Origin of the sequence: Corynebacterium antarcticum, from assembly GCF_016595285.2 — a bacterium.
Lineage (GTDB): Bacteria > Actinomycetota > Actinomycetes > Mycobacteriales > Mycobacteriaceae > Corynebacterium > Corynebacterium antarcticum.
The window spans coordinates 530,585-556,594 of sequence record NZ_JAENIP020000001.1 but is presented as its reverse complement, the minus strand read 5'-3'; the positions used below and the strand labels follow the sequence as shown (position 1 = coordinate 556,594).

Genomic DNA, 26,010 nt, shown 5'->3' with positions numbered 1-26,010 from the left:
GTTTCGCGATACGCTGATCCCCATGCAACGGTGGGTGCTGCACGTCGACATGGATGCGTTCTACGCCTCCGTCGAACAGCTGACCCGTCCCACGCTCCGGGGCCGTCCCGTGCTGGTCGGCGGGGTCTCGGGAAGGGGAGTGGTGGCCGGTGCGTCCTATCAGGCGCGCGCCTTCGGGGCGCACTCCGCGATGCCCATGCACCAGGCGAAGAAGCTAGTTGGTTTCGGGGCGGTGGTGATCACGCCGCGGGGCAAGGTCTATTCGGCCGCCTCACGACGGGTGTTCGAGGTGATCCGGCGGCACGCGGGGGTCATCGAGCAGCTCTCCATCGACGAGGCATTCATGGAGCCCCCGGACCTGGTGGGCGCGACCCCGGACGAGGTCCGGGACTGGGCGGAGAATCTCCGCGCGGAGGTGAAGGCCGAGACCGGCCTGCCGTGCTCGATCGGTGCGGGCTCCGGCAAGCAGTACGCGAAGATCGGCTCGGGGGAGGCGAAACCCGACGGCGTCTACGTCATCCCCGTCGAGCGGCAGCGCGAGATGCTCGATCCACTGCCCGTCCGGAAGCTGTGGGGGATCGGGCCGGTCGCCGAAGCCAAACTCCACCAGCTCGGGGTGGACACCATCGCGGACTTCGCCGCGATGACGGAGGCCGAGGTCCGGATCAGCCTCGGTTCGACGGTGGGGGTCGCCCTGTGGCACCTCGCGCGCGGCCGTGACGACCGTCCGGTGGCCCCCCGCGCCGTCGCTAAACAGATCTCCTCCGAGCACACCTACCCGAAGGACCTGACCATGGTCGCGGAGGTGGACGATGCCATCGACCGGGCTGCGGCGGGTGCCCACCGTCGGCTCCTCGCCGACGGGCGCGGCGCCCGGACGGTCACCGTGAAGCTGAAGATGGCCGACTTCCGGACGGAGTCCCGCTCGCAGTCGCTGCCGTACACGACCGACGAGAAGGCGACCCTCGTGGCCGTGGCCCACAACCTGGCCCGTTACCCGGACGAGGTCGGCCCGATCCGGTTGGTCGGGGTGAGCTTCTCAGGGCTCGAGCACGCCCGCCAGAACGTCCTCTTCCCCGAACTCGACCAGCGGATCACGGCGCCCGAACCGGACGCCGACTACGAGGTCGGCGTGCGCGGTTCCGCCAATGAGCCACCGGTGCTGACCGTGACGGAACCCGCTCCCGAATCGAGGTGGAAGGCGACCCAGGACGTCCACCACCCCGAGTACGGGCACGGCTGGGTGCAGGGGGCGGGACACGGGATCGTCTCGGTCCGCTTCGAGACCCGGACCACCGAACGGGGAAGGACCCGGAACTTCGACGAGAACGATCCATGTCTCCGCGCGGCGGACCCCCTCGACTCCCTGGACTGGGATGACTGGTTCGCGGCCACGGACACCGACGACGCCGTCGCCGGGTGACAGCTGCAGGGTTGTGACTCACCTGCTGTGGAAATGAAGTAGAGTTTTCCGCATACTCGGCCGGGTGGACCGTGATCCGACCGGTGGCGCCCGAGGCAACGCGCACATGAGGAGATCCGATGACTGACAAAGACCCGTCCCGACCCGAATACGGGCAGCCTTCCGGCGAAGGATCCTCCGCGGAGGGCGCGGCAGAGTCGAACGCACACTCCCCACTGGGGTGGGAGGATTCCCACACCTCGGATCCGGGTGCCGGGGAGACGTCGCAGTCGGGGGACTGGTGGGCCGCCGGATATGACCCGCAGGCGTCGGGATACGAGCAGCTGTCCGGGGGATGGGACGCCGCGGCGTCAGGCTCCTCCCCGTCGGCCGCGGCTCCCGTGGAGACACCATCGTCGTACGGCGGGGGGTATTCGCCGTACGACGCGCAGGCGCAGACCGCCGACCCGCGGGATACGGCGTACGGCGGACAGATCAGCGCGTACGAACCGCCGAACCCCGGGTACGGGGCCCAGGACATGGGGTACGACCAGTTCGGTGTGGAGCAGAAATCCTGGGTGGTGGCTGTCCTGCTCTGTCTGTTCTTCGGGGAGCTCGGCATCCACAACTTCTACATCGGGCAGAAACAGACCGGGATCGTACAGCTCGCGCTGTACGGCGGCGCCTTCCTGATCTTCCTGATCACCTTCGGATTCGGGTTCTTCCTCCTGATTCCGTCCGTCATCTGGAAGTTCGTCGACCTGATCAAGCTGTTGACCGGGTCGATCTCCACGGACGCGCAGGGGATCCCGTTGAAGCGGTGACCGGCCGGGGCCGGATCAGAACAGGGTCGCCGGATGGCGTCCGGAGGCGATCGCGATCGCGAGCAGGACCCTCGCCTGTGCGGAACGGAAGTAGGTTGAGCCGACCGCGCCGAGGGAATTCAACGTCGCCCCGCCGCCGGCGCCGCCGTAGCTTCCGCAGACCTCGCCGCGGGGCACCCGGGTGCTGATCACGACGGGGAGCCCGTCGCGCAGCGCGTCGCCCACCGCGGCGGCGAGTCCCGTCCCGATGTTCCCCGATCCCATCGCCTCGATGACGAGGCCGTCCGCGCCCGCGGAGCGTGCGGAGTCGACGAGCTCCCGCGGTGCGCCGGGGTAGGCGTGGATGATGTGGACGACCACGTCCGCGAGATCCACCGCCGGAACCACGTCCGCCCGGGTGGGCTCCTCGGGTGCGTTCGTCGCGAACGCGAGCTCGTCGGTGGTGTGCCACTTCACCGCACCGCGTGCGGGCAGAACCGCCCGGCCGAACACGATGAGGACCCCGATCCCGCGGGCGGTCGGGGAGGTGACGACGTTGACCGCGTCCAGCAGATTCAGCGGGCCGTCCGCATCGGGATGGTCGTGGGGGAGCTGCGCCCCGGTGAGCACCACCGGCCGGTCGTCCGCGTGGAACGTGTCGAGGGCGACCGCGGTCTCCTCCATCGAGTCCGTGCCGTGGGTGACCACGACGCCGGCGACCTCCGGATCGGCCAGCGCCTCCTCCACCGCGCGCCGGATCTCGTCGATGTCGGCGAAGGTCATCGAGGAGGAGTCCAGCCGGTTGAGTTCGCGGACGTCGAACGCCGCGTCCGAGGCCTCGAAGCGGGCGGCGACCGGTGCGAGGAGCTCGGATCCCGCCACCGTGGGGAGCAGGACCCCGTCCGGGTCGGCGGTGCACGCGATCGTCCCGCCGGTCGTGATCACCACGATCCGCTTCGGGGAACTGTCGGGGGAACCTGGGTGTTCGTGCTGCTCGTTCATGGGAACAAGACTGCCACATCCGATGGGCAAAACCCGCAGAGTGCAGAGGCGGGAGGTGAGACATACGCAACTACGGTAACTTGCGTAACTTCTGTTTACATCAGGCACACTGTTAGGATCAGTGTCGCGTACGCCCGCCACGGAATCCGCCGCGCGCGCAGTCACGGCTGGTGCAGTCACGACTGCCGGCCCCGCCGCGTCCGACCGTGGACACTGAACGAGGTACCGGGCGTCCTACCCCACGAGGAGACAACGTGAAAACTCTCAAGCATCTGGCCCCCGCAGCAGCGGTGGTCGCGGCCCTGTCGCTCGTCGCATGTTCCGGCGACGACGAGGCGCCGGACACCACCTCCGCTCCGGCATCCTCCAGCGCGGCACCGAGTTCCGCCGCCGCAGCGACCCCGGAGCAGCCGACCGCCGAGGAACTCAACGCCATTCTCGCCACGGCAACCGACCCCGACGCCTCCGTCGAGGACAAGATCCGCACCGTCCAGGGAGGGGAGAACGCCCCCGAACTGTTCGAGACGATGACCCGTTCCAAGCAGGAGTCGGGCGCCGACTTCCAGGTGGTTCCCCCAGTCCTCCCGGGCTACGAGAACGGTACCGTCCTCGCCACCGTGAACTTCACCCTCCCGGACCGGCCGAGCCAGGTCGCCGAGAACGTCGAGTTCGTCTACGTCGACGGTACGTGGCAGCTCTCCCAGAGCTGGGCGTGCACCCTGATCACCAATACCGTTTCCCCGGAGCAGGTCCCGCCGATGTGCATCGAGACCGGCTCCGAAGAGGTGCCCCCGCTCGACCCGGCCGCTCCCGCCGAGGCTCCGGCTGAGGCACCGGCCGGAGAAGCCCCGGCTCAGTAGCCGATCATTGGAGCCGCCCCACCGGCGGCGACACCACCGCGCCCGGCCCCACCTTCGGAGGAAGGGGGACCGGGCGCGGTGGTGTCCGGGCTCAGTCGAAGTGGATCGCGGAGTGGCTGTCCTGGACCACCCGGACGTCCGACCCGTCCCCTGCGTAGATGATCCGGGTGGTGAAGGCGATGCCGCCGGCCCGCGGCAGCGGGTCGTCGAGATCGATCTCCAGATGCCCGGCGGACGAGGTCTCCGCGCTCTCGACGCGCAACTCGCCGGCGGCGCCATCGGAGTCCCCCTGCGGTGCCAGCGCGTCGAGGGACAGCGCACCGATGCTGGGACGCTGATCCACCTCGACATCCAGCCCCACTCTCCGGCCGTCGAGCTCGGTGAGCGTGTAGGTCACCGTCTGCAGCATGGTGGTCGAGCCGGTGATCCGGCTCTCGACGGTCCACCTGGCCCCCGTCCCCACCGGCTCGTCTGGGAACACCACCGCGAGGGTGACGAGATTGCCCAACCTGGATTCCATCCCCGCGCGCCCGGTGTCCGATGCCGAATCCGGGGCGTGCAGGGACATCGTGACCGGCTTACCCGATGGGGTCGTCGCGTAGCTCACGGTGAACCCGTCAGCTCCCGCGAGTTCCGCGTCCCAGTCGACGTCGGGGTTCTCCCCGGAACGCAGCGTCGTCGCGTCACCGGAGAACCGGGGCGACCCGGCGATCACCGTGACCTGACGGGTCGCACCCGTCTCACCCGCCGTGACCTCGACGCCGTCCACCGCGCGCACCGTGGCCTTCGCGTCGATGTTGAGCACGGGGAGCCCGTCCGGTTCCGCGGAAGGGTGGGGCTGTGTCCCGGTCCCGGAGTCGACGAGCGTGGTGAAGCCACCGCCGAACCTCACCGGGAGTTCCTGGGTCGGAGCGTCCGCGTCCGGGACCCCGTAGGAGAGAACCTGCTGGGCGGATCCCGGATCGAGGAGGGTGACGCGGGGCGGGTCGAGGTCGATGCGGACGGTGTCTCCGCTGGTTCGGCCGCCCGACCGCGTCGCCTGCTCCGGGGTGCCGTCGCCGCCGGAGCAGGCGACGAGTGCGGTCGCCGCCGCGGCGGCGACGCAGAGCATGCGGATACGGCGTTTCGTCTTGCTGGGGGAGAGTCTCACCCCGTCAACGGTACCGCTCGCCGGGACGGCGGGCGATCGAGTGGGTTTTGCGACGGTTTTGGGGGAAGATGGTCACCGTGACTGACAAGGCGACTGACAAGGTGAGGCGAGACAGGGGTTATCTGGTGTTCACGATCGTGGTGATCGTCGTCGCCGCTGCCGTGGACCAACTCTCCAAGGCCCTGATCCTCGCCGGGATGGAACCCGGTGGGGTCGTGCCACTCATCGGTGACTGGTTCCGGTTCCACCTGGTGTTCAATCCCGGGGCCGCATTCTCCTTCGGTACCTCGTTCACGTGGGTCTTCACCGCCATCCAGCTCATCTTCGTCGTGGGGATCCTCTGGCACTCGCCCCGGGTGGACGGGCGACTCGCGGCCCTCGGCCTCGCACTCGTCGCCGGTGGTGCGGCCGGCAACCTCACCGACCGGCTGTTCCGGGACCCGGGATTCTTCGTCGGGCATGTCGTCGACTTCATCTCGGTGGGGGACTTCGCGGTGTTCAACGTGGCGGACTCCTGCATCACCGTCGGGGTGCTCGTGTTCCTCCTGTCCGCGCTGCTGGACGCCCGCGCCGGGTCGCGGGACACGGAGGTGGCCGCATGACCCGCCCCTCCCGTCAGCTCCCCGTACCCGACGGCCTCGCCGGCATGCGTGTCGATGCCGGACTGGCGAAGCTTCTCGGCCTGTCCCGCACCACGGTCGCCGATCTGGCCGCCTCCGGTGACGTACTCGTCGGTGGCCGTGCGGTCGGGAAATCCGACCGGTTGACCGCCGGGGACTGGCTCGACGTCACGCTGCCCGAACCCGAGCGCCCCCTGCTGCCCAGGGAGGAACTCGTCGAGGGCATGGACATCCTCTACTCCGACGACGACGTCATCGCCGTGAACAAGCCCGTCGGCGTCGCCGCGCACCCGACCGTCGGCTGGGAGGGGCCGACCGTGGTGGGCGGGCTGGCCGCCGCCGGTTTCCGGATCTCCACCTCGGGCCCACCGGAACGTAAGGGCATCGTGCAGCGTCTCGACGTCGGTACCTCCGGTGTCATGGTCGTCGCCGCCAGTGAGCGGGCGTACACCCACCTGAAACGCGCGTTCCGGGACCGCACCGTGACCAAGACCTACCACGCGCTCGTACAGGGGCACCCCGATCCGTCGACGGGCACCATTGAGGCTCCCATCGGCCGGCATCCGTCGGCGGGCTGGCGGTTCTGCGTGCGCAGCGACGGCAAGCACTCGGTGACCCACTACTCGACGATCGAGGCGTTCCGTGAGGCCTCGCTCCTCGACGTCCACCTGGAGACCGGTCGCACCCACCAGATCCGTGTCCACTTCTCCGCGCTGCACCATCCCTGCTGCGGAGACCCGATGTACGGCTCGGACCCGAACCTCAGCAGACGGCTCGGTCTCGACCGCCAGTGGCTGCACGCCGTCTCCCTCGGCTTCACGCATCCGGCTGACGGTCGGGCGATGGAGATCGTCTCGCCGTACCCGGATGACCTGCAGCAGGCGCTGGACATCCTGCGGCAGGCATAGGACACGGGAACGGGGGAACTGGCATGAGCATGGACGTGGACCGGATCCGGACGGGCGTCGCGGTGGTCAGCATTGCCGCACTCGTCGGTGCCGTCGCCTGGCTGTCCACCTCGGACCGGGTGGCGAAACCGATGCCCGTCAACGGGGACGTCCTCGGCCGGGAACACGGTGAGTCCCTGGACGAATACCTGGCCCGGGCCGCAGACACCCTCGCGGTGGCCCCCGACCACGACGAGGGGTTCGCGCTCGTGACGTTCCGGGAACCGCAGCCCGCCGCGGATGCGGCACGGGTCCTGGAGCAGGCCGACATCGGGCGGGTCAACGCGCTCGTCCTGGATGGTGCGGTCCCCGTGGCGCTGCCCGAACCCACCGGTGCGGAAGGGCGGGAAGAGGTGTTCGACCGCACCCTGAACCTCATCGGACACTCCCTCGGCGACGGCGGCACTCTGCCGGACCGGCGGTTACGTGGCGTGGTCGTCTGGGACGACGGGACCGCGCTCCACGTCCTCGCCGGGGAGTCGGAGGTGCTCGCCGTCGAGGTGCTGCCCCCGGATGCGGCGTGGGGGCGGATCGGGGTTCAGCCGGTGGTCAGACCGGAGTGACATCCTCCACGGCGGCAGCCCCGCGGCGCCTGGACCGCTGCTGCGCCACGAGGTCACCGAGGTAGATCGCCACCGAGACCCAGATGATGCAGAATCCCACCCACCGGACGGGGGAGAGCGTCTCATCGACGATGAGCACCGCCCACAGCATCTGGATCGACGGGGTCATGTACTGGAGCATGCCGATCGTCGCCAGCGGGATGCGGCTGGCCGCCATACCGAACAGCAGCAGCGGCACGGCGGTGACGATCCCGGTGCTCATCAGCATCAGCGTGTGGCCGGTGCCGTACCCGGTGAAGGTGCCCCCACCGCGGACACCGAGGACGACGAGGTACCCGACCGCGAGGGGGAGGAGCACGAGGGTCTCCCCGGCGAGGGAGGCCGTCGCCGGGACACCGACCCGCTTCTTCAGCAGGCCGTACGCGCCGAAGGTCACCGCGAGTGTCAGCCCGAGCAGCGGCGGCTCACCGCCGACGACCGTGAGGATGAGCACCGCGACGACCGCGATCGCCACCGAGACCTTCTGCGCCGGGCGCAGCCGCTCCTTCAGGAAGATCATGCCCATCGCCACACTCACGAGGGGATTGATGAAGTAGCCGAGTGCCGCCTCCGAGACGTGGCCCGTGTTGACCGCGATGACGTAGACCAGCCAGTTCAACGCGATGAGCACCGCTGCGCCGGCGATCGTCCCCCAGGTCCTGCGGTCCGCCCGGCGCAGGACCGGGATGCCGCGGGTCACGCCGAGGACGAGGAACATCACGAGCGCGGTCCACACGATGCGGTGCGCCAGGATCTCCAGCGGCGAGGCGGGTTTCAGCAGCGGAAAGTAGGCGGCGAAGGAACCCCAGAGCAGGTAGGCGAGAACCCCGAATATCATTCGGAACACACTACCCGTGTCGGCCCCGGTGACCCACCGGCGTTCCACGGACACATGAACGACACCGTTGTCACCCACGGGGTGGGGCGTGACCTGCGCCCTCGCCGGGGGTCCGTCCGGCGGATAGACTAAGCGGCCATGAGCGGCTCCTCCTTCGTCCACCTGCACAACCACACGGAATACTCCATGCTCGACGGCATGGCCAAGGTGGACCTGCTCGCCGAGGAGGTCGCCCGGCAGAAGATGTCCGCGGTCGGAATGACCGACCACGGCAACATGTTCGGCTCGGACGCGTTCTACCACGCCATGACCGACGCCGGCATCAAACCGATCATCGGCATCGAGGCCTATCTCGCCCCCGAATCCCGGTTCAACAAGCAGCGCATCCGCTGGGGCGAGCCCCACCAGAAATCCGACGACGTCTCGGCCTCCGGCGCGTACCTGCACCAGACGATGATCGCGGAGAACGCCACCGGACTGCGCAACCTCTTCTACCTGTCGTCGATGGCGTCCTACGAGGGGCAGCTCGGCAAGTGGCCCCGCATGGACGCCGACCTCATCGCGGAGAACGCCACCGGCATCATCGCCACCACCGGCTGCCCTTCCGGTGACGTCCAGACCCGCCTGCGCCTGGGGCAGTTCGACCAGGCTCTCGAGGCCGCGGCGATGTGGCAGGACATCTACGGCCGGGACAACTACTTCCTCGAGCTGATGGACCACGGGATCGACATCGAGACCCGGGTGCGCCGCGAACTGCTGGAGATCGGCAAGCGCCTCGACCTGCCGCCGTTGGTGACCAACGACTGCCACTACGTCGTCAAGGATCAGGCCAAGGCCCACGAGGCCATGCTCTGCGTGCAGACCGGCAAGACCCTGCACGACGAGGACCGGTTCAAGTTCGGCGGCGACGGCTACTACATCAAGTCCGCCGCGGAGATGCGCTCCATGTGGGATGACACCGTCCCGGGGGCCTGCGACAACACCCTGCTCATCGCGGAGCGGGTGCAGGACTACAGCGAACTGTGGGCGCCGCACACCCATGACCGCATGCCCATCGCCACCGTCCCCGACGGATACACCCCCACCTCCTGGCTCACCCACGAGGTGATGGAGGGGCTAAAGGACCGGTTCGACGGCGGTCAGGTGCCGCAGGCCTATCTCGACCGCGCGACGTACGAGATCGACGTCATCGACGGCAAGGGTTACCCCTCCTACTTCCTCATCGTCGCGGAGCTGATCAAGCACGCCCGCTCCGTCGGGATCCGGGTCGGCCCGGGCCGTGGTTCCGCGGCCGGTTCGCTCGTCGCCTACGCCCTGACGATCACCAACATCGACCCCATCGAGCACGACCTGCTCTTCGAGAGGTTCCTCAATCCGGAACGCCCCTCCGCCCCCGACATCGACATCGACTTCGACGACCGCCGCCGGGGCGAGATGATCCGCTACGCGGCGGACAAGTGGGGCGAGGACAAGGTCGCCCAGGTGATCACCTTCGGAACGGTGAAGACCAAGCAGGCGCTGAAGGACTCCGCACGGGTGCAGTTCGGGCAGCCCGGCTACCAGATCGCCGACCGCATCACCAAGGCCCTGCCGCCGGCGCAGCAGGCCAAGGACATCCCGCTGTCCGGGATCATGGATCCCTCGCACGAACGCTACGGGGAGGCGCAGGAGGTGCGCACCCTCATCGAGAACGACCCTGACGTGCGCGCCATCTACGACACCGCACGCGGTCTCGAGGGCGTCATCCGCCAGGCCGGCGTCCACGCCTGCGCCGTGATCATGGCGAGTGTCCCGCTGCTCGACTGCATCCCGATGTGGAAACGCGCCCAGGACGGCGCGATCATCACCGGCTGGCCCTACCCCTCCTGCGAGGCCATCGGCCTGTTGAAGATGGACTTCCTGGGCCTGCGCAACCTCACCGTCATCGGCGACTGCATCGAGAACATCAAGGCCAACCGGGGCATCGACATCGACCTCGAGGCACTGACCACGGACGACGAAGAGACCTACAAGTTGCTCGCCCGCGGTGACACCCTCGGGGTGTTCCAGCTCGACTCCGGCGGCATGCGTGAGCTGCTGAAGCGGATGGAGCCCACCGGCTTCGACGACATCGTCGCCGCTCTCGCGCTCTACCGTCCGGGTCCGATGGGAATGAACGCGCACTGGGACTACGCGGACCGGAAGAACGGCCGTCAGCCGATCACCCCGATCCACCCGGAGCTGGAGGAGCCGCTCAGGGAGATCCTGGAGGACACCTACGGTCTGATCGTGTACCAGGAGCAGATCATGCGTATCTCCCAGAAACTGGCGAACTACACCGCCGGCCAGGCCGACGGATTCCGGAAGGCGATGGGCAAGAAGAAGCCCGAGGTGCTCGCCAAGGAGTTCGTGAACTTCCAGGCCGGCATGCGCTCCAACGGCTACTCGGACGAGGCGATCAAGAAGCTCTGGGACACCATCGAACCGTTCGCCGCGTACGCGTTCAACAAATCGCACGCCGCCGGCTACGGATTGGTCAGCTTCTGGACGGGCTACCTCAAGGCGAACTACACCGCCGAGTACATGGCGGCCCTCCTGACCTCCGTCGCGGACAACAAGGACAAGTCCGCGATCTACCTCTCCGACTGCCGGCACCTCGGAATCCGCGTGCTGTCCCCGGACGTCAACGAGTCCCAGCTGACCTTCCAGTCCGTGGGCGATGACATCCGCTTCGGACTCGGAGCGGTCCGCAACGTCGGCGCCGACGTCGTCGAGTCCATCGTGAAAACCCGCAAGGAGAAGGGTACGTTCGCCAACTTCTCCGACTACCTGGACAAGATCGAAACAGGCCCCTGCTCCAAGCGGGTCACCGAGTCCCTCATCAAGGCCGGTGCCTTCGACTCCCTCGGGCATCCCCGCAAGGGGCTGATGCTGATCCACGAAGAGGCCGTGGACTCCGTCATCACCACGAAGAAAGCGGCGGACAAGGGTCAGTTCGATCTCTTCGCCGGCCTCGGGAGAGAGGACGAGACCTTCGCCAACGCGTTCGCGGTGCAGGTTCCGGACGAGAAGTGGGAACGCAAGCACGAGCTAGCCCTCGAACGCGAGATGCTGGGCCTCTACGTCTCCGGCCATCCGCTCGACGGATTCGAGCAGGCACTGGCCGCACAGACCGACACCCCGATCACGACGATCCTCGCCGGGGAACTGAAGAACAAGGCCGAGGTCAAGATCGGCGGGATCATCTCCGCCGTCGACCGACGCTTCTCGAAGAAGGACGGTTCCCCGTGGGCGATCGTCACCGTGGAGGACCACAACGGCGCCTCCGTGGAGCTGCTCGTGTTCAACAAGGTCTACGCACTGGTCGCACCTCAGATCGTGGAGGACAACATCATCCTCGCCAAGGCCCACATCTCGATCAGGGACGACCGCACCAGCCTGTTCTGCGACGATCTGAAGACCCCGGATCTCGGGCCGGGCAACGGCGCCGGACTTCCCCTGCGGCTCACGCTCCGCACCGACCAGTGCACCATGCCCACCATCGCGAAGCTCAAGCAGGTGCTCATGGCGAACAAGGGCGACTCGGACGTGTACCTGAACCTGGTCGACGGCGATGAATCGACGGTGATGATCCTCGGGGAGCATCTGCGGGTCAACCGGGACGGCAACCTCATGGGCGACCTGAAGGCCACGATGGGGCCGGGGATCCTGGGTTAGCCGGCGGTGGTCCGTGGGACCGCCGGAGCCACGCACACCACCCGATCGGCGAGTTCCAGCAGCTTCGGATCGTGGCTGGCCGCGACCACGCAGGCGCCCCGCTCACTGTAGTGGCGCAGCGCGGTGAGAACCAGCTCGGCGCTCGCACCGTCGAGAGCTGACGTCGGCTCGTCGGCCACGAGGACGTCCGGCCGGGCGAGCAGCGCCGCCGCCACGCAGACCCGCTGTCTCATGCCTCCCGACAGGTCACCGGGTTTCACCCGTGTGACATCGACGTCTCCGAGATCGAGCATGGCGAGGACAGCGTCGATCTCCGCTCGTGGTGCCCCGGTGACACGAAGTGCCCGGGCGACTGGCACAGAGGGATTCAGGGCGAGTTCCGCCTCCTGCGGTATCCAGGCGAAACACCTCCGAACCGATCGTGGTCGTCGCCTCAACACGGGAGCGAGCGGTCTGCCGTCGAGGTCCAGGGATCCGGTCCGGGGAGGGAGCAGACCGAGCAGCGTGCGCAACAGCGTCGATTTCCCGGATCCTGACGGGCCGGAGATGACTGTGAGACATCCGCGCGGTGCGGTGAAATCGACGGGTACGGTCACCGGCCCTCCGGCCCATCCGACGGAGAGACCGGTGGCGTGGAGACCACAGTGGAGGGTCGTCGGGGAATCAGTGGCCGTGGTTGTCTGATCCATCAGATGCGGCAGGTCTCTGGTGGATGTGACGGCTGGAGATGCCGGCCCGACACGGATGATGCCCCGTTCGAGGTGCACCGTGCGGTCCGCCAGCGCCGCGGCCACCTCGGTGTCGTGGGTGATGATCAGTGACGTGGCTCCGGTGCGGGCGATGGCCTTCCGGATGGTGTCGATGACGGCGGTGACGGAGGCCTTGTCGACGCCGGCGGTGGGTTCATCGACGATGAGCAGCTCCGGTCCGGAGACTATTCCCGCGGCCACCCCCACCCGGCGCCGTTGTCCACCCGACAGCTGGCCGGGTGTCCGGTCGAGGATCTCCGCGGTGTCGCCGAGCCCCATGTCGGACAGCAGTTCGCGGATCCGGTCATCTCCCGGGCGGGTGCTTCCGGATCCCGATGCACGTCGTTGGCGGATGATGTCGCGGACGGACATCGTGGGAGGGAGTGCCGCCCCCGGGTCCTGGTCGACGTAAGCGGCACGTCGCAGGAAAGCCCGTCGATTGCGTCCGGACAGTTTCAGGGGGTTCGTGCCGCCACAGGAGATGTCACCGGCTGTCACGGTCAGTCCCCGGGGTATGTGCCCGAGAAGTGCGTGGGCGAGTGTTGTCTTCCCGGTCCCTGATCCACCGAGCAGCGCCGTGGTTTCCCCTGCGTCCATCCGGAGGTCCACCCCGTCGAGCACCGTGCCGGCCCGTACGCTGACGGTCAGCCCGGAAACGATGATGTCCATCAGCGTCCACCTCCGGTGACGATGTCGATCAGGATCGCCGGTGGGGCGGTGAGAGCGATGATCAGCAGGACCGGGGCCGCCGCCGCCCACGGGTTCAACGCCAGCCCGGCCAAGGCCTCCGGAACCATCGATGCCCAGGTACGGGTGCCGGTACCGACCGTCGCACCGAGGAATGCCGTGGTCGCCGTCAGGAACACCACGCCCACATAACGGATGCCGAGATCGGCGAACAGGGCGCGACGCATCGCGGGGAGGACGTCACCGATGACGACCACGGGAAACGGTACCCCGGCGGCCCGCCGGACTTCGACGTACCCGGATGAGACGACGGGTTTCGCCGCAGCTTCCAGATACCGCGAGGACAGTGGAAGAGAGAGAATCACGGCCATGAGGGTGACACCGGGAAGTCCGACTCCGTTCGCCGAGATGACCGCCAGGAGCATGATCATCGGCGGGATGACGAGCAGCGTGTCCGTCAGGAATCTGATCCAGGGTCTCAGCCGGGGACACAGAGCAGTCGTCAGCCCGACCGCGGTGCCGGAGACGGTCGACGCCGCGGCAGCCAGGGCGGGGGGTATCACCAGGACCATATTGCCCATGCAGAGTCGTGCGAGGACATCTCTGCCCACCCGGTCGGTACCCAACGGATGCCCCGGTCCCGGGGCGGTGAAGGGGCGGGCGACGGGCTCCGCGGGATCAGGAAGTCCGAGAACAGGGGCGATCAGAGGACCGGCGAGCGCGGTGAGCACCGCACCCGCCCACACCGCCAGCAGGAGAACGGAGAACATCACCGTGGAGGTCCGGCGGTCAGCTCCGCGGGGACCGTACGGCACCGGTGATCTCATGGTGCCCCCACATCCGTGATCTTCCGGTCCGCGACCAGGAAAGCGGCCATCGTGATCACCGCGAGGAGCACGGTCACGGTTGCCGTGGCTTCGGTCTCCCGGTTCGCTATGAGGTTCGCCACCAGCGTTCCGATTCCCGGGAATCCGACCACGTTCTCCACCACGACGGTCCCTGTCACCGCGTACGGAACGGTCGCCGCGCAGGCTTGGGCCACCGGTGCGGACGCCGCGGGCAGCGTGTGACGCACCAATACCGCGAGTGGGTGCATTCCGGAGAGCCGTGCCGCGGCGACGTGGGGGAGCACGTGCGCGTCGGCGACCGCAGCACGGACCATGCGTTGCAGCCAGGCGCCGCCTGTGACGGCGATACCCAGTGCCGGCACGAACAGTCCCTCGGGTCTGTCCAACGGGGTCCCGCCCGGTGGCACCAGCGATACGGCGGGGACGAGATGCAGGATGCCCGACAAGATGACGAGGAGAAGGGTCGTGGTGGCGAACTCGGGTACCGCGAGTGTCGCCTGTGCACCCGTGGACAGCCCCATGTCCCTGGCTGATCCGACGGCTGTCCCTGCAGCGATGCCCAGGGTACATCCCAGGATGACGAGCAGTGGCCAGGCGAACGCCACGAGAATCGCAGAGTTGCGGACGGGGATCTCGATCGCCGACCACACTGAGCGCCCGGACCCGTGGAGTGTCCCGCCCTCACCGTGCAGAAGTCCCCTCCACCAGGAAAGGAGCCGGTGGAGTGTCGGTTGGTCGATTCCCATCTGTGCGCGTAATTCCGCGATCCGTTCGGGGTCCGGTGTGTGCACCGCGACCGTCGCCGTATCTCCCGGTAGCCACACCATGATCAGGAAGACGACTGACCCGGAACACAGAACCACAGCGGCGAAGCGGACCACGGTGCGCACCGCGGTGGGTGGTCGCCGGATCACGCCGTGAATACGGGAACTGAGTAGGACACCGGCACGGGCGGGCCCCCCTCCCCGAGACCGTTGACGGAGTTGGCGAACGCCCAGATGAGGTCGCCGCCTTCCTGACTGACGGTTGTGGCCAGGGTCGTCAGCATCCGCCGGCGCTCCGATTCGTCGGTCTCCGCGAGTGTCGCCGAGAGTTTCTCATCCCACTCTCGGTCGGTCCCGAAACCGGACAGGTTGAACACCGCCCGGGAGCCGGTGATGAACGTGAGGGATGCGAGGACGGAGCGGTTGACGAGGTAGCTCGCGAACATGGGGAGTTCCTGCAGTGCAGGTACGTCGGCGTAGTAGGAGACGGGATCACGTTTGTCGACGGTGACGGTCACACCGGCGTCCCCGAGCTGGCGGGCGATGAGATCGGCTCCGTCGTTCATACCGGGAACCAGGTCCGCGGTGAACAGCGTCAGTTCACTGATGCCCTTCTCCGCGAATATGGCGGCGGCTTTCCCGACGTCCCGCTTCGGCGGGGTGAGTTTCTCCGGGTAATCCGCGAATCCCAGTCCCGGAACGTCGGCGCCCGGCTCACCGGCGCCGTCGAGTGCCTGCGCGACGAGTTCCTCACGGTCGATCGCGATCTTCACGGCATGCCGCACCTCGGGGTCGTCAAAGGGGGCCACCCGGGTGTTGAGCACGACCACGAGCGGACGCGAATCGTATGGGCCGGGTATCCAGACCATGCTTTCGTCGAGTGTGCGTGCCGCGGTGGGAGGAAGGTTCAGGGCCATGTCCACGGCACCGGACTCGAGAGCCCGGGTGCGTGCCGCCGGATCCGTGATGACCTGTATCTCGAGGGTCTCCGACACCCGTCTGTCGGCGGGGAAGTGTGGGTTGGCGTCGAGTGTCCATCCCTGCGCGGAATCCCCGGCGCCGAGAACATACGGACCGGAACCGATACCGGTGCCGGGGTCGCCGTCCTTGAACACGAGGCTCGCCATCCCGAGCACCGACTCGATGAAGTCAGCGCGCGGGCGGGCCAGCCTGAGTGTGACCGTCCGGGCATCGACGATCGTGGAGGCTTCTGTGTCGATGTCCTCGACGATCGCCGCCTTCATCGGGTCTCGGGTGGTGAATGTCACGGATTTCATCACGTCACCTGCGGTGACGGGGCTGCCGTCGGAGAAGGTCGCGCCTTCGCGGATTGTCACGGTCCACTCGGTGGCGTCATCGTTTGACTCGACGGTGTCGGCGAGCTGGTACCGCGCGTCGGATTCCGTGTGGATCACCAGGGGCTCGAACACCGCGTAGATCGCGGCCCAGGTCGCGGTCTGCAGTGCCTTGCTCGGGTCGACTTCTTCACCGGGGCCACCTGTCGCAGCGACCCGCAGGGTCTTCAGGACAGCCTCACCGGTTGCACCGGAATCCGTCGGATCACCACCGTTGGCGTTGTTGCCGTTGTCCGAGCATCCGGCGAGCCAGAAACCGGTTGTGGCGGTCGCCGTTGCTGTGGCGAGAAACTTGAGGAAGGTACGTCTGTGCACGTGATTCTCCTTGTGGGGTCGGGTCGTGGGAGGTGCGGTCATTCGGTGGATTCGTGGAGGCTGAGGGGCATTGTGCCGGCGGCTGTCGGGCGGGTGGGAGACGCCTCGGGGAGGGCGGAAGGGGTCGGGATACCGGGTCCGGCGAGGAACAGGTCCTGGTCGGCCCAGATCGCCGCGAGCTGCCCCTGTGCGGCTGCCTGGGTGACGAAGGTCATCGGCTCGGGTTCGCCCCGGCGCACAGCGCCGTCGCCTGCGGCGAACACCTGTGGGACCGAGGACCGTTGACGGGTATCGGTGAGGATGCACGTTCCCTGCATCTGCAGTCCCAGCATTTCCCCGAGCGAGGATCCGGCTGTCGTCGGTGGTGTGGCGAAAATCGTGTCGGCGCGGATGGTGCGCCCACCCGTCGTTCGCACGCTCACCGCATCCGGGTAACCACTCATCGTGCTGACGGTGTCATCGATGAGGCTCACCCCGGCATCCGCCAACGCTCCTCGGAATACGTCCGGCACTTCCGCGCCGTCGATGATGATCCGGACACGGTCGGATATCCGGTCCCGCAGGTACAGGGCCTGGTAGACGGTCCGGATGACCGGGACTCCCGGAACCGGCACCACCAGTATGTCCTTGTCCCTGTTCTCCCATCCGTGGCAGTAGGGGCAGTGTCGGGTCCAGATACCGTGTCCCCGGTCGAGGCCATTGATCAGGGGGACGCCGTCGGCGTCCCGGGTGACGTTCCGTTGGCCGGTCGCGATGATGAGGCGTCGTGCGGTGACCCGTCGGCCGTCGGAGAGTGTCAGCGCCACCGCGGGCTCCGTGCGACCCTCGCCGTCTTCCGTGTCGAGGTGTGCCGCTGTGACGGTCGAACGGAGATAGATGACGGTGTTCAGGCCGGCGATGTCGGCGAGCGCTCGGTCACGGATCTCCGTCGGCGGGGTGCCGTCGAGTCCGAGCAACATGTGTGCCCCGGTGGAGCGGGCGTTGCGGTAGTCACCTGAGTCGATGAGGAGGGCGCGTCGACGTTGCCGACCCAGCACCAGCGCGGCTTCGAGTCCGGCGGCTCCGGCCCCGACGACCGCGACCTCGGTGCGGTCGTCCGCGGAGAGACGGGTACGGGACGGTGTGTTCATCGGGGACTCCTGAAATTGAAGAGTGTGATGGAGAGACGGAGGAATGCAGGTGGCCCCGGCTCCGTGATCGGGTGTCTTCCGGCTCCGTGGCGGATGGGGACACACGGCACACCAAGCTCAGGCGAGGCCCGGCCATGGTCGGGGCTGATCTCAATCCGAGCTTTGATGGAATACATTACCATTAGTTGCTGGTAGGGATTTTCAACTAGGTCCCGCAAAATCCATCAGTTGATCCGTGGTCGCGTTCGGGGCAACCGGAGTGGCGGCGTCCGGCCGGGGTGCCCGCCGCCGGTTGCCATCGCCACGGGGACACACACGAAGAACGACATGGAACACACGGAAAGAGCATGACGTCATGAGTATCGAGAAAGATCGGTCCCCCCGACGGCGACAACAGGGTGGACTCGACTACTGGGCCGCGCCCCTGCTTCTCGCCCGGTACCTCGGCGGGCGGACCGCTCAGCTTCTCGGCGCGGTCGCGCTGGGGATCGCCGCGGGATTCGGTGAACTGCTGTCGGTGTGGGCGATCTGGCGGGTCGTGGTCGTCATCGTCGACGGTGACGGGGACCCGGTGACCGTGTGGCGCCACGTGGTGCTGTGTGGGGTCGGGGTCCTGGGGCGGGCGGTGGCCTACTCCGCTGCGACAGCTCTGGCGCACCTGGTGGCGTTCCACACGATCGCCGAAATCAGGCACGCCCTCGGCGGAGCGTGGGTGAGACGTCCGGTCGGTGAGCTCCGACGGAGACACTCTTCGACGGCCAAAACCCTCGCGTTGGACAGCTGCGAGAAAATGGAGTTGTTCATCGCGCACGTCATTCCGGAGACTGCTGCGGCCGTGACCGTGTGGATCAGTGTGACCGTGTGGCTGTTCACCGTCGACTGGCGGATGACCGTGGCTGCGGTGGCGCTCGTACCCGTGGCTTTCGCGACGATGTTGCGGGCGATTCGCAGCAATGGACACCGCATGGGTCGGTGGCTCGAGGCGAGAACCGCAATGGAGGCCGCGGTGCTGGACCTGTTGACCGCACTGCCCGTCATCAGGGTATTCAACAGGACCGGGGCGGAACACCGCCGGACCACAGACACAGTGCGTGAAAACGCCCGGCTGCAGTCCGAGTGGGGTGCCGCCTTCGTCAGGTGGGGCTCCCCGTTCTCGAGCCTCGTGGCATCCACCGTCCTGGTCATCACCCCGGTGGGCACGTGGCTGTTGTACACCGGCGACCTCACCGTCTCCGGGTTTCTGCTGTTCGTCGTCATCGGACCGGCCTACCCGGTCCCCCTCGTCACGGTCTTCCATCGCATGGTCGCGCTGCCGATGCTCGCCGCCGGTGCGACCGCCATAGAAACCGAATTCGCCGCCGGCCCGGACACCGGCAGCCACCGCGGCACAGGGGCCCCAGCCCGGGTACCGGGAGACCTCCGGCCGGTCGCCGTCGATTTCGATTCGGTGTCCTTCTCCCACGAACCCGGATCGGAGGTGCTCCACAACCTCTCATTCCACATTCCCGCAGGTTCGGTCACCGCCATCGTCGGTGACTCCGGAGCCGGAAAATCGACGGTCATCGAGCTGATGGCGGGCTTCCACACCCCGGATTCCGGAAAGATCCGACTCGGTGGCCGCGCAGTCGACGAGATGGAACCCGGCGAACTGTCCCGCCATGTCGCGGCGGTGTTCCAGAAGCCGTACCTCATCGCCGGTTCCATCCGCGACAACATCTGCCTCGCCCGGCCCGATGCCGATGACGCCACCATCGCCGCGGTGGCACACGCTGCCGCCGTCGACGGATTCGTGGAAGGCCTACCGGAAGGGTTGGAGACCGTACTCGGTGAATCAGGTGCCGGGCTGTCCGGGGGACAACGCCAACGCATCGCCATCGCCCGCGCACTGCTCGCCGACCGGCCCGTACTCCTTCTGGATGAGGCGACGGCGGCCACCGACCCGGACAACGAGGCCGCCGTGCACCGTGGTCTGAACGAGCTCACCCGTGGGCGCACCGTCATCGTCGTCGCACACCGGCTACACACGATCCGCCACGCGGACAACATCATCGTCCTCGACGGGGGCACCGTCGCGGAACAGGGCACCCACGATGAACTCATCGCGCGTGGCGGTAGATACGCCGTCCTGTGGGGCGCACACACCGTTCCGGCCGATGCCGCCGCCGGGCGCGCCGGAACGACGCGCCCGGACCACGGCCCTGGTATGCACCGGGAGGATCAGCTGTGAGCGGGGCGGCGATTCTCTGGAGGTGCGCCGGCGGCGCGAGGTGGCGGGTTCTCGGTGGAGTTGCGGCCCGAATCGCGCAGTCGCTGTTCCTGACCCTCGGGTTCTATGCGGCGGTCACAGTCATCATGGTTCTCACCACGGGCGGGACCGTGCATCGTGATCACGTGACGCAGGTCGCGGTGCTGTCGATCCTCTCATTGTCCGGGCAACTGGTCATGGGGTGGCTCGCCGCACGATTGTCCTGGCTCGCGGCCTACGAGGTGGTCGCTGAACTGCGGATCGCGGTACTCAACCATCTCGTGACCCTCCCACAGACTTCACTCGGCGGTCGTACGCGTGCGGACATCTCCGCCCTGGTGACGAGTGACACCCAGACCGTCGAGGAGTTCCTCTCCGATGCGCTACCCCGTGCCGGGCAGGTGCTCGGCTTTCCGCTGGCGGTGATCGTCGTCGTGTCATTCCACGACCCGGTTCTCGGACTGGCGCTCGCCGCTCCGATCGTCGCCGTCTGGCCCGTCATGGCAGTGAGTGGCAGGCGGCTCGCCGAGCTCGGTGATGAGCGACAGGGGAAACAAGCTCATGCTGCTGCGGCGATGATCGATCTCGTGGCCTCGGCACCGGCGCTGTGGCTCTACTCGGGTGAACAGCGGAGCTTGTCCTACTACAGCCGTGCGGTGAATGCCTTCCGTGAGGTTTCCGTGAAAATGGTGCACCGATTGGTCGTGCCCTCCGGTGCCGCCGGGTTCGTCGTCCAGACCGGGCTTCCCCTGATCCTCGCGGTCGGAGGTTGGCGGCTGGCCAACGGGGAGGTAACCGACACCCGTGTCGTCGTCGCAGTGGTGGCGACACTCGCGGTCGGCGTCTACCAGCCGGTGCACGGGGTCCTGGCCGCCGGCGAGTCCTGGCAACTCACCCAGGCTGCGATCAGGCGGGCGGTGGACGTTCTGCGGCTCCCGCAGCTCCCCGCACCCCGGCACCCCCGACAGCCCTCCGACAACGGTGTCGAACTCTCCGGGGTGAGCTACACCTACGCAGACGGTGTCCCGGCCCTCCGGGAGGTGAGCTTCCGTGCCGCCCCGGGATCGACCACCGCCCTCGTCGGACGCTCAGGTAGTGGCAAATCGACCCTGCTGTCCCTGATCGACAGAGGGGACGATCCAGGAGAAGGCGTGATCCTGATCGGCGGAGTCGATGTCAGAGACATGGACACAGCCACCCGGTGCAGGACGATCACCCAGGTGTTCCAGGACATCCATCTGTTCCCGGGCACCGTTGCGGACAATATAGCGGTCGGCAACCCGGGGGCCTCGCGGGACCAGATCATCGCCGCCGCCCGCACCGCGCAGGCCCACCGGTTCATCACCTCACTCGATGACGGGTACGACACCGTCCTCGGGGAAGACGGTGCAGGACTGTCCGGTGGGCAACGTCAACGACTGTCCATCGCGCGAGCTGTCGTCAGTGACGCGCCCGTCGTCCTGCTCGATGAGGCGACGGCCTCCCTCGACCCGGTGAGTGAAGCTGCCGTCCTGCGTGCGCTCGACGAGCTGTGCCGGGAACGGACGGCGATCATCGTCACACACCGACTGTCCACCATCGTCAGGGCTGATGACATCGTCGTCCTCGATGGCGGTTGTTGTGTCCAGCGGGGAACCCACCGGGAGCTGTTGGCGGCAGGTGGGACATACGCACAACTGTGGGCGACGCTCCGCGAATCCGAGACCTGGGCACTGAACCGGGGGAGTGGAGACGCGGATCCGGCTGATGGTGCCGCCGTCGCGCACTGAAACCCTGGACGCCGGTGCACCGGACGCGGTGACGGCGGGAGAAGTGCCTTTCCGGGAGAATGACGCACCCGACCGTCCTCATTTGTGGATTGAGGGAGACGGGGATTAAACGGAGGTGAGTGATCCGCAAGACGGTGGAGATGGAGTTTCACCATGACCGACAATCAGACACTGGCGTTCCGACGACCACCCCGGTCGAACAGGAAAGCCGTTTTCTCCTGGATCGCCGTGGGCCTCGGATTGTGCGGCCTGCTGTCGTCGTTCGGTGATTCCGGTGTAGTGGACGTTCTGTCCTCGATCATCTTCTCCGCAGGTATCGCGCTGCCGGGTGCCATGTGGCTGTGGTACGAAGAACAGGACAAGAAAGCCTGCGAGCGAGCCCGCAGGGACCGGGAACTCGACCGGTATCTGACCGAAACCGACCGACTCCTGCTCGGCCGGGTGGGGCCGAGAGAACCCGAACTTGTCCACCGACGGTGGGGACCGTTCTGGATCGCGGCCCTGGTTCTGCTTTCCGTCGGCGGTTCCCTGGATCCGTCACCGTCCACGGGTGACCCGGGAAGCGGACACTCCGTGACCGTCGATCACGGGACCGTCGACAACTGAACCACCGCTGTCCCGCGACGGACGCGGAACACCCGTCGCCCCGGTGCTGTCGGGTCGGTTCATCAGCGGGATCATGCGCCGGGGCGTTGTGGGGCACACCACGTCGGATGGGGCTGGGGCGTCATGGTCCGGTTCCTCGTGCTGGTGTCCGCCGCTGTGGTCGTCACACCTGTACAGCTGGTTCGGATCAGACCCCGGACGGGAAGATGGACGACCACCACCCCGGGGTACGTCGTGCCGCCCAGGATGCCCCGCGTGACATCGACCGTGGCCGGGTCGGTGTCGGGCCCCGGTTTCCACCGGTCCGGTACATCCGTCGGCTGCCGGTTGTCCGGTACATCTCCGCCTTCCAGCGCTGGTGCGGTAGGAGGGGCCGCAGTGCGGCGTACAGGTGACCGCCGAGGACCGGGATGGCCCCGAACAACAGGCCGGGGATCGCGCCGAGATGATCCCGCCCCCGGACGAACCGTGGGAGGATCCTCCGGGGAAGGGGAGCTGTTCTCCGTTGTCTCGCCGGATTCCCCGTCGGTCCCGGTTGTGATCTTCCGGATCGTCGTGGTGCCCGATACCTCGTCGGCCACGGCCAGCAGATTCTCCGGCCGTTGGGTGATTCGGCGGCCGGCATGAACGTCAGCCCCTCGGGTCCGGTGTCACCCGTGACCGGGCCGTCGGCCGGCTGGTTGAGGTCACGGTTGTTCACGTGGGTGACGAATGCGGGGGGATCGGGGGGGGGGGCGGTGATGTCGTGGACCATGATCCCGCCGGCACGCTCCAGCCCGATGAAGGCGTAGGTGTCCGTCGATCTCGCTGAGCGTGACGCCCTCGGACTCCGCGCCCTTGTTGTCCGGGCGGCCGCCGATGTCGGCGACGAGCTCCGGGAACCGCGTGACCGTGCGGAGGAAGTCATCACCTGAGTTGTAGACGCGTGCCCCCGTCGTCGGTGAAGATGCTGAACCCACGTCCGCCGAAGGTGTACAGCTCGTCGTGGCAGGATCCGTCCGGGTTGTACCCCGGGGCACCGTGAGATGGCCGACCGATTCATCTGCAGCTTGTCTGTCGCGTCAGCGTCGAGACCCTCGAATCCGGGGCACAGAGTGGGGTCACGATCCCGGCCTCCTCGAAATCGCGGACGTCCCCCTCGTTCGCGGTGACGATGTACGGTGCTCCGGCCACCTCGTGGGAGGCGATCGCGTGGGCTGCAGGAATCCCTTCACCGGCCAGTTACCGAGCTTCAGTTCGTCGTTCCTGTAGGAGACGTCGGTGGGCGCATTCCGGAAGGCCACGGTTCCGGGTGGAAGCAGCTCGGTGACGGTCGCGGAGGGGATGTCGATGACCGCGAACGTGTTGTTCTCGTGCAGGCTGACCCAGGCGGTGTGCCCGTGGGTGGTGATTGATGTACTCAGGTTCGAGATTCTGCGCGACGGTGCCCGTGACGCCCTCCGGGTTGAACACCCGGCCCCGCGAGGAGATTGTCCGCGGTGAATCCGGTGGAATCCGCGGCCCGGACATCGGCATCGGTGGCCGCCGCGAGTCCGTCCGGCAGTGCGGTGACGCTGATGCTGCCCTCGGGGTCATCGACATGGTCCTCGTTCGGTCTGCCCTCGCTGTCGGACGGGGGGCGTGGTGTCCGTCGTCGGTGATGGTCACCATGTCGGGCGTGCACCGACACCGACGGACCCGGGGATCGTTCCGTCGCCGGCGACGTCGAAGAACACCGCGGCTCCCGGATCCGTGACGGTCGAGGGCTCGACCGTGGTGACGGTCAGCCTGTCCGCGCGGACGACGACGGAGTTGATTGTGGTGTCCGCTCCGGGCTGACGGAGAACAGGATGACGGGATTCGACGGATCCGCGGCATCGATGACGTCGATGGCTCCGGCGTGGGCGTTGACCGTGAGCAGGCGTTTGCTCACCGTGTGGTAGGAGGATTCCTCGGCGGCTGATTCGCCGATCGGACCGCTCTCATAGGTTCCGAGGGGTGCCGGGGACAGTGCTGCGTCGGGCGCCTGCGCGCTGATCTGCTCCCCGACGATCGACGCCCCCCGATGTTGGGCCACAGGAAGTCGGCGGTCAGCGCTGCCGTGGTGCGGTGGGCGGCGGAACACGGTGAATCTCCTGTGCCCGGGACGGATCGCCACCACTTCTACGGGATCGTGTTGCACGGAAACTGGAGGCGCCGAAAACGGCGTCACGTGTTCCGGTGCCCGGGACCCGGAGATACGGAGATGGTGCAGGGCGCACTACAATCAACGCCTATGACCGATCACCGCACAGACACCGTCTCATCCGACTCCGCAGCAATGGCCCCACTGCCGATCCACGCGGCGGACATCCAGATGGCGCAGGCGCGGATTTCCACGGTGATCGCCCCGACCCCGCTCCAGTACTGCCCCAGGTTGAGTGAGGAATCCGGTGCAGAGGTTTATCTCAAGCGGGAGGATCTGCAGGACGTCCGTTCGTACAAGATCCGGGGTGCCTACAATAATGTGGCGCAACTCACCCCCGAGCAGCGTGCCGCCGGGATCGTCGCCGCATCCGCCGGAAACCACGCACAGGGGGTGGCGTACGTCTGCCGGACCCTCGGGATCGACGGCCGGATCTTCGTCCCCGACCAGACCCCGAAACAGAAACTCGACCGGATCCGCGTCCACGGCGGCGACCGCATCGAGGTCGTCGTGACCGGCCGCAACTTCGATGAGGCATCCGCGGCCGCGCGTGCCGCCGCAGCGGAGACCGGGGCGACCGTCGTGGAACCCTTCGACGCGAGGGACACAATCATCGGTCAGGGAACCGTGGCCGCTGAGATCCTCGCCCAGCTGACGTCACTGGGTAAGACGGCCGACACCATCTTCATACCCGTCGGGGGTGGTGGTCTCATCGCCGGTGTCACGAGCTACCTCGCGGACATGGCCCCCCGGACAGCTGTCGTCGGCGTGGAACCAGCCGGTGCGGCCTCCATGCAGGCCGCGCTCGCCGCAGACGCCCCCGTTGCACTCGAGTCGATCGATCCCTTCGTCGATGGTGCGGCGGTCAAGCGGGTCGGCGATCTGAACTACCGGGTGATCGACCGGAACCGGTCCCGGGTGCACATGATGAGTGTCAGTGAAGGTGCCGTGTGCACAGAGATGCTCGGTCTCTACCAGAACGAGGGCATCGTCGCGGAACCCGCCGGGGCGCTCTCCGTCGCGGGACTCAAGGAGTTCCGGAGCCGCCCGGGCGACGCCGTCGTCTGCATCATCTCGGGCGGTAACAACGATGTGCTGCGCTACAACGAGATCGTGGAGCGCTCCCTCGTCCATCGCGGACTCAAGCACTACTTCCTGGTCGACTTCCCGCAGGAACCCGGCCAGCTGCGCATGTTCCTCGAGGAGATCCTCGGGCCCGACGACGACATCACTCTGTTCGAGTACCTGAAGCGCAACAACCGGGAGACCGGTACCGCGCTGGTCGGTCTCCAGCTCGGTTCCGCCACGGATCTCGACCCGCTGCTCGAGCGCATGGCGCAGTCCCGGATCGGGTGCCGTCAACTGCAGCCCGGGACCCCCGAGTACCACTTCCTGACGTAGCAGTTCCACGGCTTGTCGGGGCCGGAAACGATCGTGTTATCTGATGGACGTGACACA

General features: G+C 67.4%; 21 protein-coding genes. 12 read left to right on the top strand and 9 right to left on the bottom strand.

Annotation, left to right across the window (positions count from 1 at the left end; all coding sequences use genetic code 11):
- The first annotated feature begins 22 nt into the window (after positions 1-22).
- On the top strand, positions 23-1,423 hold the full coding sequence (locus tag JIM95_RS02450; RefSeq protein ID WP_200256868.1) for a DNA polymerase IV: 1,401 nt from the start codon (positions 23-25) through the stop codon (positions 1,421-1,423).
- A gap of 119 nt (positions 1,424-1,542) precedes the next feature.
- A complete protein-coding gene (locus tag JIM95_RS02445) occupies positions 1,543-2,226 on the top strand; it encodes a TM2 domain-containing protein (protein ID WP_200256870.1) in 684 nt (227 codons plus the stop codon).
- Between the two features lie 15 nt (positions 2,227-2,241).
- Here JIM95_RS02445 and JIM95_RS02440 read toward each other — a convergent pair whose 3' ends face one another.
- On the bottom strand, positions 2,242-3,207 hold the full coding sequence (locus tag JIM95_RS02440) for an asparaginase (protein ID WP_200256872.1): 966 nt from the start codon (positions 3,205-3,207) through the stop codon (positions 2,242-2,244).
- 254 nt (positions 3,208-3,461) lie between these two features.
- Here JIM95_RS02440 and JIM95_RS02435 point away from each other — a divergent pair, with 254 nt between their 5' ends.
- The gene (locus JIM95_RS02435) at positions 3,462-4,067 is read left to right on the top strand and encodes a WKL family lipoprotein (protein ID WP_200256874.1); all 606 of its coding nucleotides are present in this window, start codon (positions 3,462-3,464) and stop codon (positions 4,065-4,067) included.
- Between the two features lie 91 nt (positions 4,068-4,158).
- Here JIM95_RS02435 and JIM95_RS02430 read toward each other — a convergent pair whose 3' ends face one another.
- Positions 4,159-5,217 carry a hypothetical protein gene (locus tag JIM95_RS02430; RefSeq protein WP_200256876.1) on the bottom strand — a complete coding sequence of 353 codons (1,059 nt, stop codon included), beginning with the start codon at positions 5,215-5,217 and terminating at the stop codon, positions 4,159-4,161.
- A 68-nt stretch (positions 5,218-5,285) separates the two neighbouring features.
- Here JIM95_RS02430 and lspA point away from each other — a divergent pair, with 68 nt between their 5' ends.
- The 3 genes from lspA to JIM95_RS02415 are packed head-to-tail and all read left to right on the top strand — an operon-like array spanning position 5,286 to position 7,347.
- A complete protein-coding gene (gene lspA / locus JIM95_RS02425; protein ID WP_200256878.1) occupies positions 5,286-5,819 on the top strand; it encodes a signal peptidase II in 534 nt (177 codons plus the stop codon).
- Positions 5,816-6,745 carry an RluA family pseudouridine synthase gene (locus JIM95_RS02420; protein WP_200256879.1) on the top strand — a complete coding sequence of 310 codons (930 nt, stop codon included), beginning with the start codon at positions 5,816-5,818 and terminating at the stop codon, positions 6,743-6,745. The genes lspA and JIM95_RS02420 overlap by 4 nt, the downstream gene beginning before the upstream one ends.
- Before the next feature lie 23 nt (positions 6,746-6,768).
- Entirely contained in the window at positions 6,769-7,347 is a 579-nt protein-coding gene (locus JIM95_RS02415; protein ID WP_200256881.1) for a hypothetical protein, read from the top strand.
- Here JIM95_RS02415 and rarD read toward each other — a convergent pair.
- Positions 7,334-8,224: an EamA family transporter RarD gene (gene rarD / locus JIM95_RS02410; protein ID WP_200256882.1), complete on the bottom strand. Its 891-nt coding sequence runs from the start codon at positions 8,222-8,224 to the stop codon at positions 7,334-7,336. The genes JIM95_RS02415 and rarD overlap by 14 nt on opposite strands.
- A gap of 138 nt (positions 8,225-8,362) precedes the next feature.
- Here rarD and dnaE point away from each other — a divergent pair, with 138 nt between their 5' ends.
- On the top strand, positions 8,363-11,920 hold the full coding sequence (gene dnaE, locus JIM95_RS02405; RefSeq protein WP_200256883.1) for a DNA polymerase III subunit alpha: 3,558 nt from the start codon (positions 8,363-8,365) through the stop codon (positions 11,918-11,920).
- Here the strand turns inward: dnaE and JIM95_RS02400 are convergent.
- From JIM95_RS02400 to JIM95_RS02380, 5 genes are read right to left on the bottom strand one after another with little or no spacing between them, the layout of a single operon-like run.
- Positions 11,917-13,338, bottom strand: a complete 1,422-nt coding sequence (locus tag JIM95_RS02400; protein WP_200256887.1) for an ABC transporter ATP-binding protein — start codon at positions 13,336-13,338, stop codon at positions 11,917-11,919. The genes dnaE and JIM95_RS02400 overlap by 4 nt on opposite strands.
- Positions 13,338-14,183: an ABC transporter permease gene (locus JIM95_RS02395; protein ID WP_200256888.1), complete on the bottom strand. Its 846-nt coding sequence runs from the start codon at positions 14,181-14,183 to the stop codon at positions 13,338-13,340. Before JIM95_RS02395 ends, JIM95_RS02400 begins: the two co-directional genes overlap by 1 nt.
- On the bottom strand, positions 14,180-15,118 hold the full coding sequence (locus tag JIM95_RS02390; protein ID WP_248112690.1) for an ABC transporter permease: 939 nt from the start codon (positions 15,116-15,118) through the stop codon (positions 14,180-14,182). Before JIM95_RS02390 ends, JIM95_RS02395 begins: the two co-directional genes overlap by 4 nt.
- Complete coding sequence (locus tag JIM95_RS02385; protein WP_200256889.1) at positions 15,115-16,638, bottom strand: ABC transporter substrate-binding protein; 1,524 nt, start codon at positions 16,636-16,638, stop codon at positions 15,115-15,117. The genes JIM95_RS02390 and JIM95_RS02385 overlap by 4 nt, the downstream gene beginning before the upstream one ends.
- Positions 16,639-16,676: 38 nt before the next feature.
- Positions 16,677-17,768, bottom strand: a complete 1,092-nt coding sequence (locus JIM95_RS02380) for an FAD-dependent oxidoreductase (RefSeq protein WP_200256890.1) — start codon at positions 17,766-17,768, stop codon at positions 16,677-16,679.
- A 355-nt stretch (positions 17,769-18,123) separates the two neighbouring features.
- On the opposite strand from JIM95_RS02380, the gene JIM95_RS02375 reads away from it, so the two are divergent.
- From JIM95_RS02375 to JIM95_RS11320, 4 genes are all read left to right on the top strand, one after another.
- Positions 18,124-19,995, top strand: a complete 1,872-nt coding sequence (locus tag JIM95_RS02375; protein ID WP_200256892.1) for an ABC transporter ATP-binding protein — start codon at positions 18,124-18,126, stop codon at positions 19,993-19,995.
- Complete coding sequence (locus JIM95_RS02370) at positions 19,992-21,782, top strand: ABC transporter ATP-binding protein (protein WP_200256894.1); 1,791 nt, start codon at positions 19,992-19,994, stop codon at positions 21,780-21,782. Before JIM95_RS02375 ends, JIM95_RS02370 begins: the two co-directional genes overlap by 4 nt.
- 153 nt (positions 21,783-21,935) lie before the next feature.
- Positions 21,936-22,388, top strand: coding sequence for a hypothetical protein (locus tag JIM95_RS02365; protein ID WP_200256896.1), 453 nt, complete (start codon positions 21,936-21,938; stop codon positions 22,386-22,388).
- 791 nt (positions 22,389-23,179) lie between these two features.
- Complete coding sequence (locus JIM95_RS11320) at positions 23,180-23,302, top strand: hypothetical protein (RefSeq protein WP_267164612.1); 123 nt, start codon at positions 23,180-23,182, stop codon at positions 23,300-23,302.
- 848 nt (positions 23,303-24,150) lie between these two features.
- On the opposite strand, the gene JIM95_RS02360 is transcribed toward JIM95_RS11320, so the two are convergent.
- Entirely contained in the window at positions 24,151-24,444 is a 294-nt protein-coding gene (locus JIM95_RS02360) for a hypothetical protein (protein ID WP_200256898.1), read from the bottom strand.
- A 198-nt stretch (positions 24,445-24,642) separates the two neighbouring features.
- Here JIM95_RS02360 and ilvA point away from each other — a divergent pair, with 198 nt between their 5' ends.
- Positions 24,643-25,953 carry a threonine ammonia-lyase IlvA gene (gene ilvA / locus JIM95_RS02355; protein WP_200256905.1) on the top strand — a complete coding sequence of 437 codons (1,311 nt, stop codon included), beginning with the start codon at positions 24,643-24,645 and terminating at the stop codon, positions 25,951-25,953.
- The last annotated feature ends 57 nt before the right edge of the window (positions 25,954-26,010 follow it).

Coding starts and splice junctions, on each gene's coding strand:
- ilvA (WP_200256905.1), top strand. CDS start 24,643: ATGACCGATCACCGCACAGACACCGTCTCATCCGACTCCGCAGCAATG.
- lspA (WP_200256878.1), top strand. CDS start 5,286: ATGGTCACCGTGACTGACAAGGCGACTGACAAGGTGAGGCGAGACAGG.
- JIM95_RS02380 (WP_200256890.1), bottom strand. CDS start 17,768: ATGAACACACCGTCCCGTACCCGTCTCTCCGCGGACGACCGCACCGAG.
- JIM95_RS02400 (WP_200256887.1), bottom strand. CDS start 13,338: ATGGACATCATCGTTTCCGGGCTGACCGTCAGCGTACGGGCCGGCACG.
- dnaE (WP_200256883.1), top strand. CDS start 8,363: ATGAGCGGCTCCTCCTTCGTCCACCTGCACAACCACACGGAATACTCC.
- JIM95_RS02450 (WP_200256868.1), top strand. CDS start 23: ATGCAACGGTGGGTGCTGCACGTCGACATGGATGCGTTCTACGCCTCC.
- JIM95_RS02395 (WP_200256888.1), bottom strand. CDS start 14,183: ATGAGATCACCGGTGCCGTACGGTCCCCGCGGAGCTGACCGCCGGACC.
- JIM95_RS02420 (WP_200256879.1), top strand. CDS start 5,816: ATGACCCGCCCCTCCCGTCAGCTCCCCGTACCCGACGGCCTCGCCGGC.
- JIM95_RS02365 (WP_200256896.1), top strand. CDS start 21,936: ATGACCGACAATCAGACACTGGCGTTCCGACGACCACCCCGGTCGAAC.
- rarD (WP_200256882.1), bottom strand. CDS start 8,224: ATGATATTCGGGGTTCTCGCCTACCTGCTCTGGGGTTCCTTCGCCGCC.
- JIM95_RS02445 (WP_200256870.1), top strand. CDS start 1,543: ATGACTGACAAAGACCCGTCCCGACCCGAATACGGGCAGCCTTCCGGC.
- JIM95_RS02440 (WP_200256872.1), bottom strand. CDS start 3,207: ATGAACGAGCAGCACGAACACCCAGGTTCCCCCGACAGTTCCCCGAAG.
- JIM95_RS02415 (WP_200256881.1), top strand. CDS start 6,769: ATGAGCATGGACGTGGACCGGATCCGGACGGGCGTCGCGGTGGTCAGC.
- JIM95_RS02375 (WP_200256892.1), top strand. CDS start 18,124: ATGAGTATCGAGAAAGATCGGTCCCCCCGACGGCGACAACAGGGTGGA.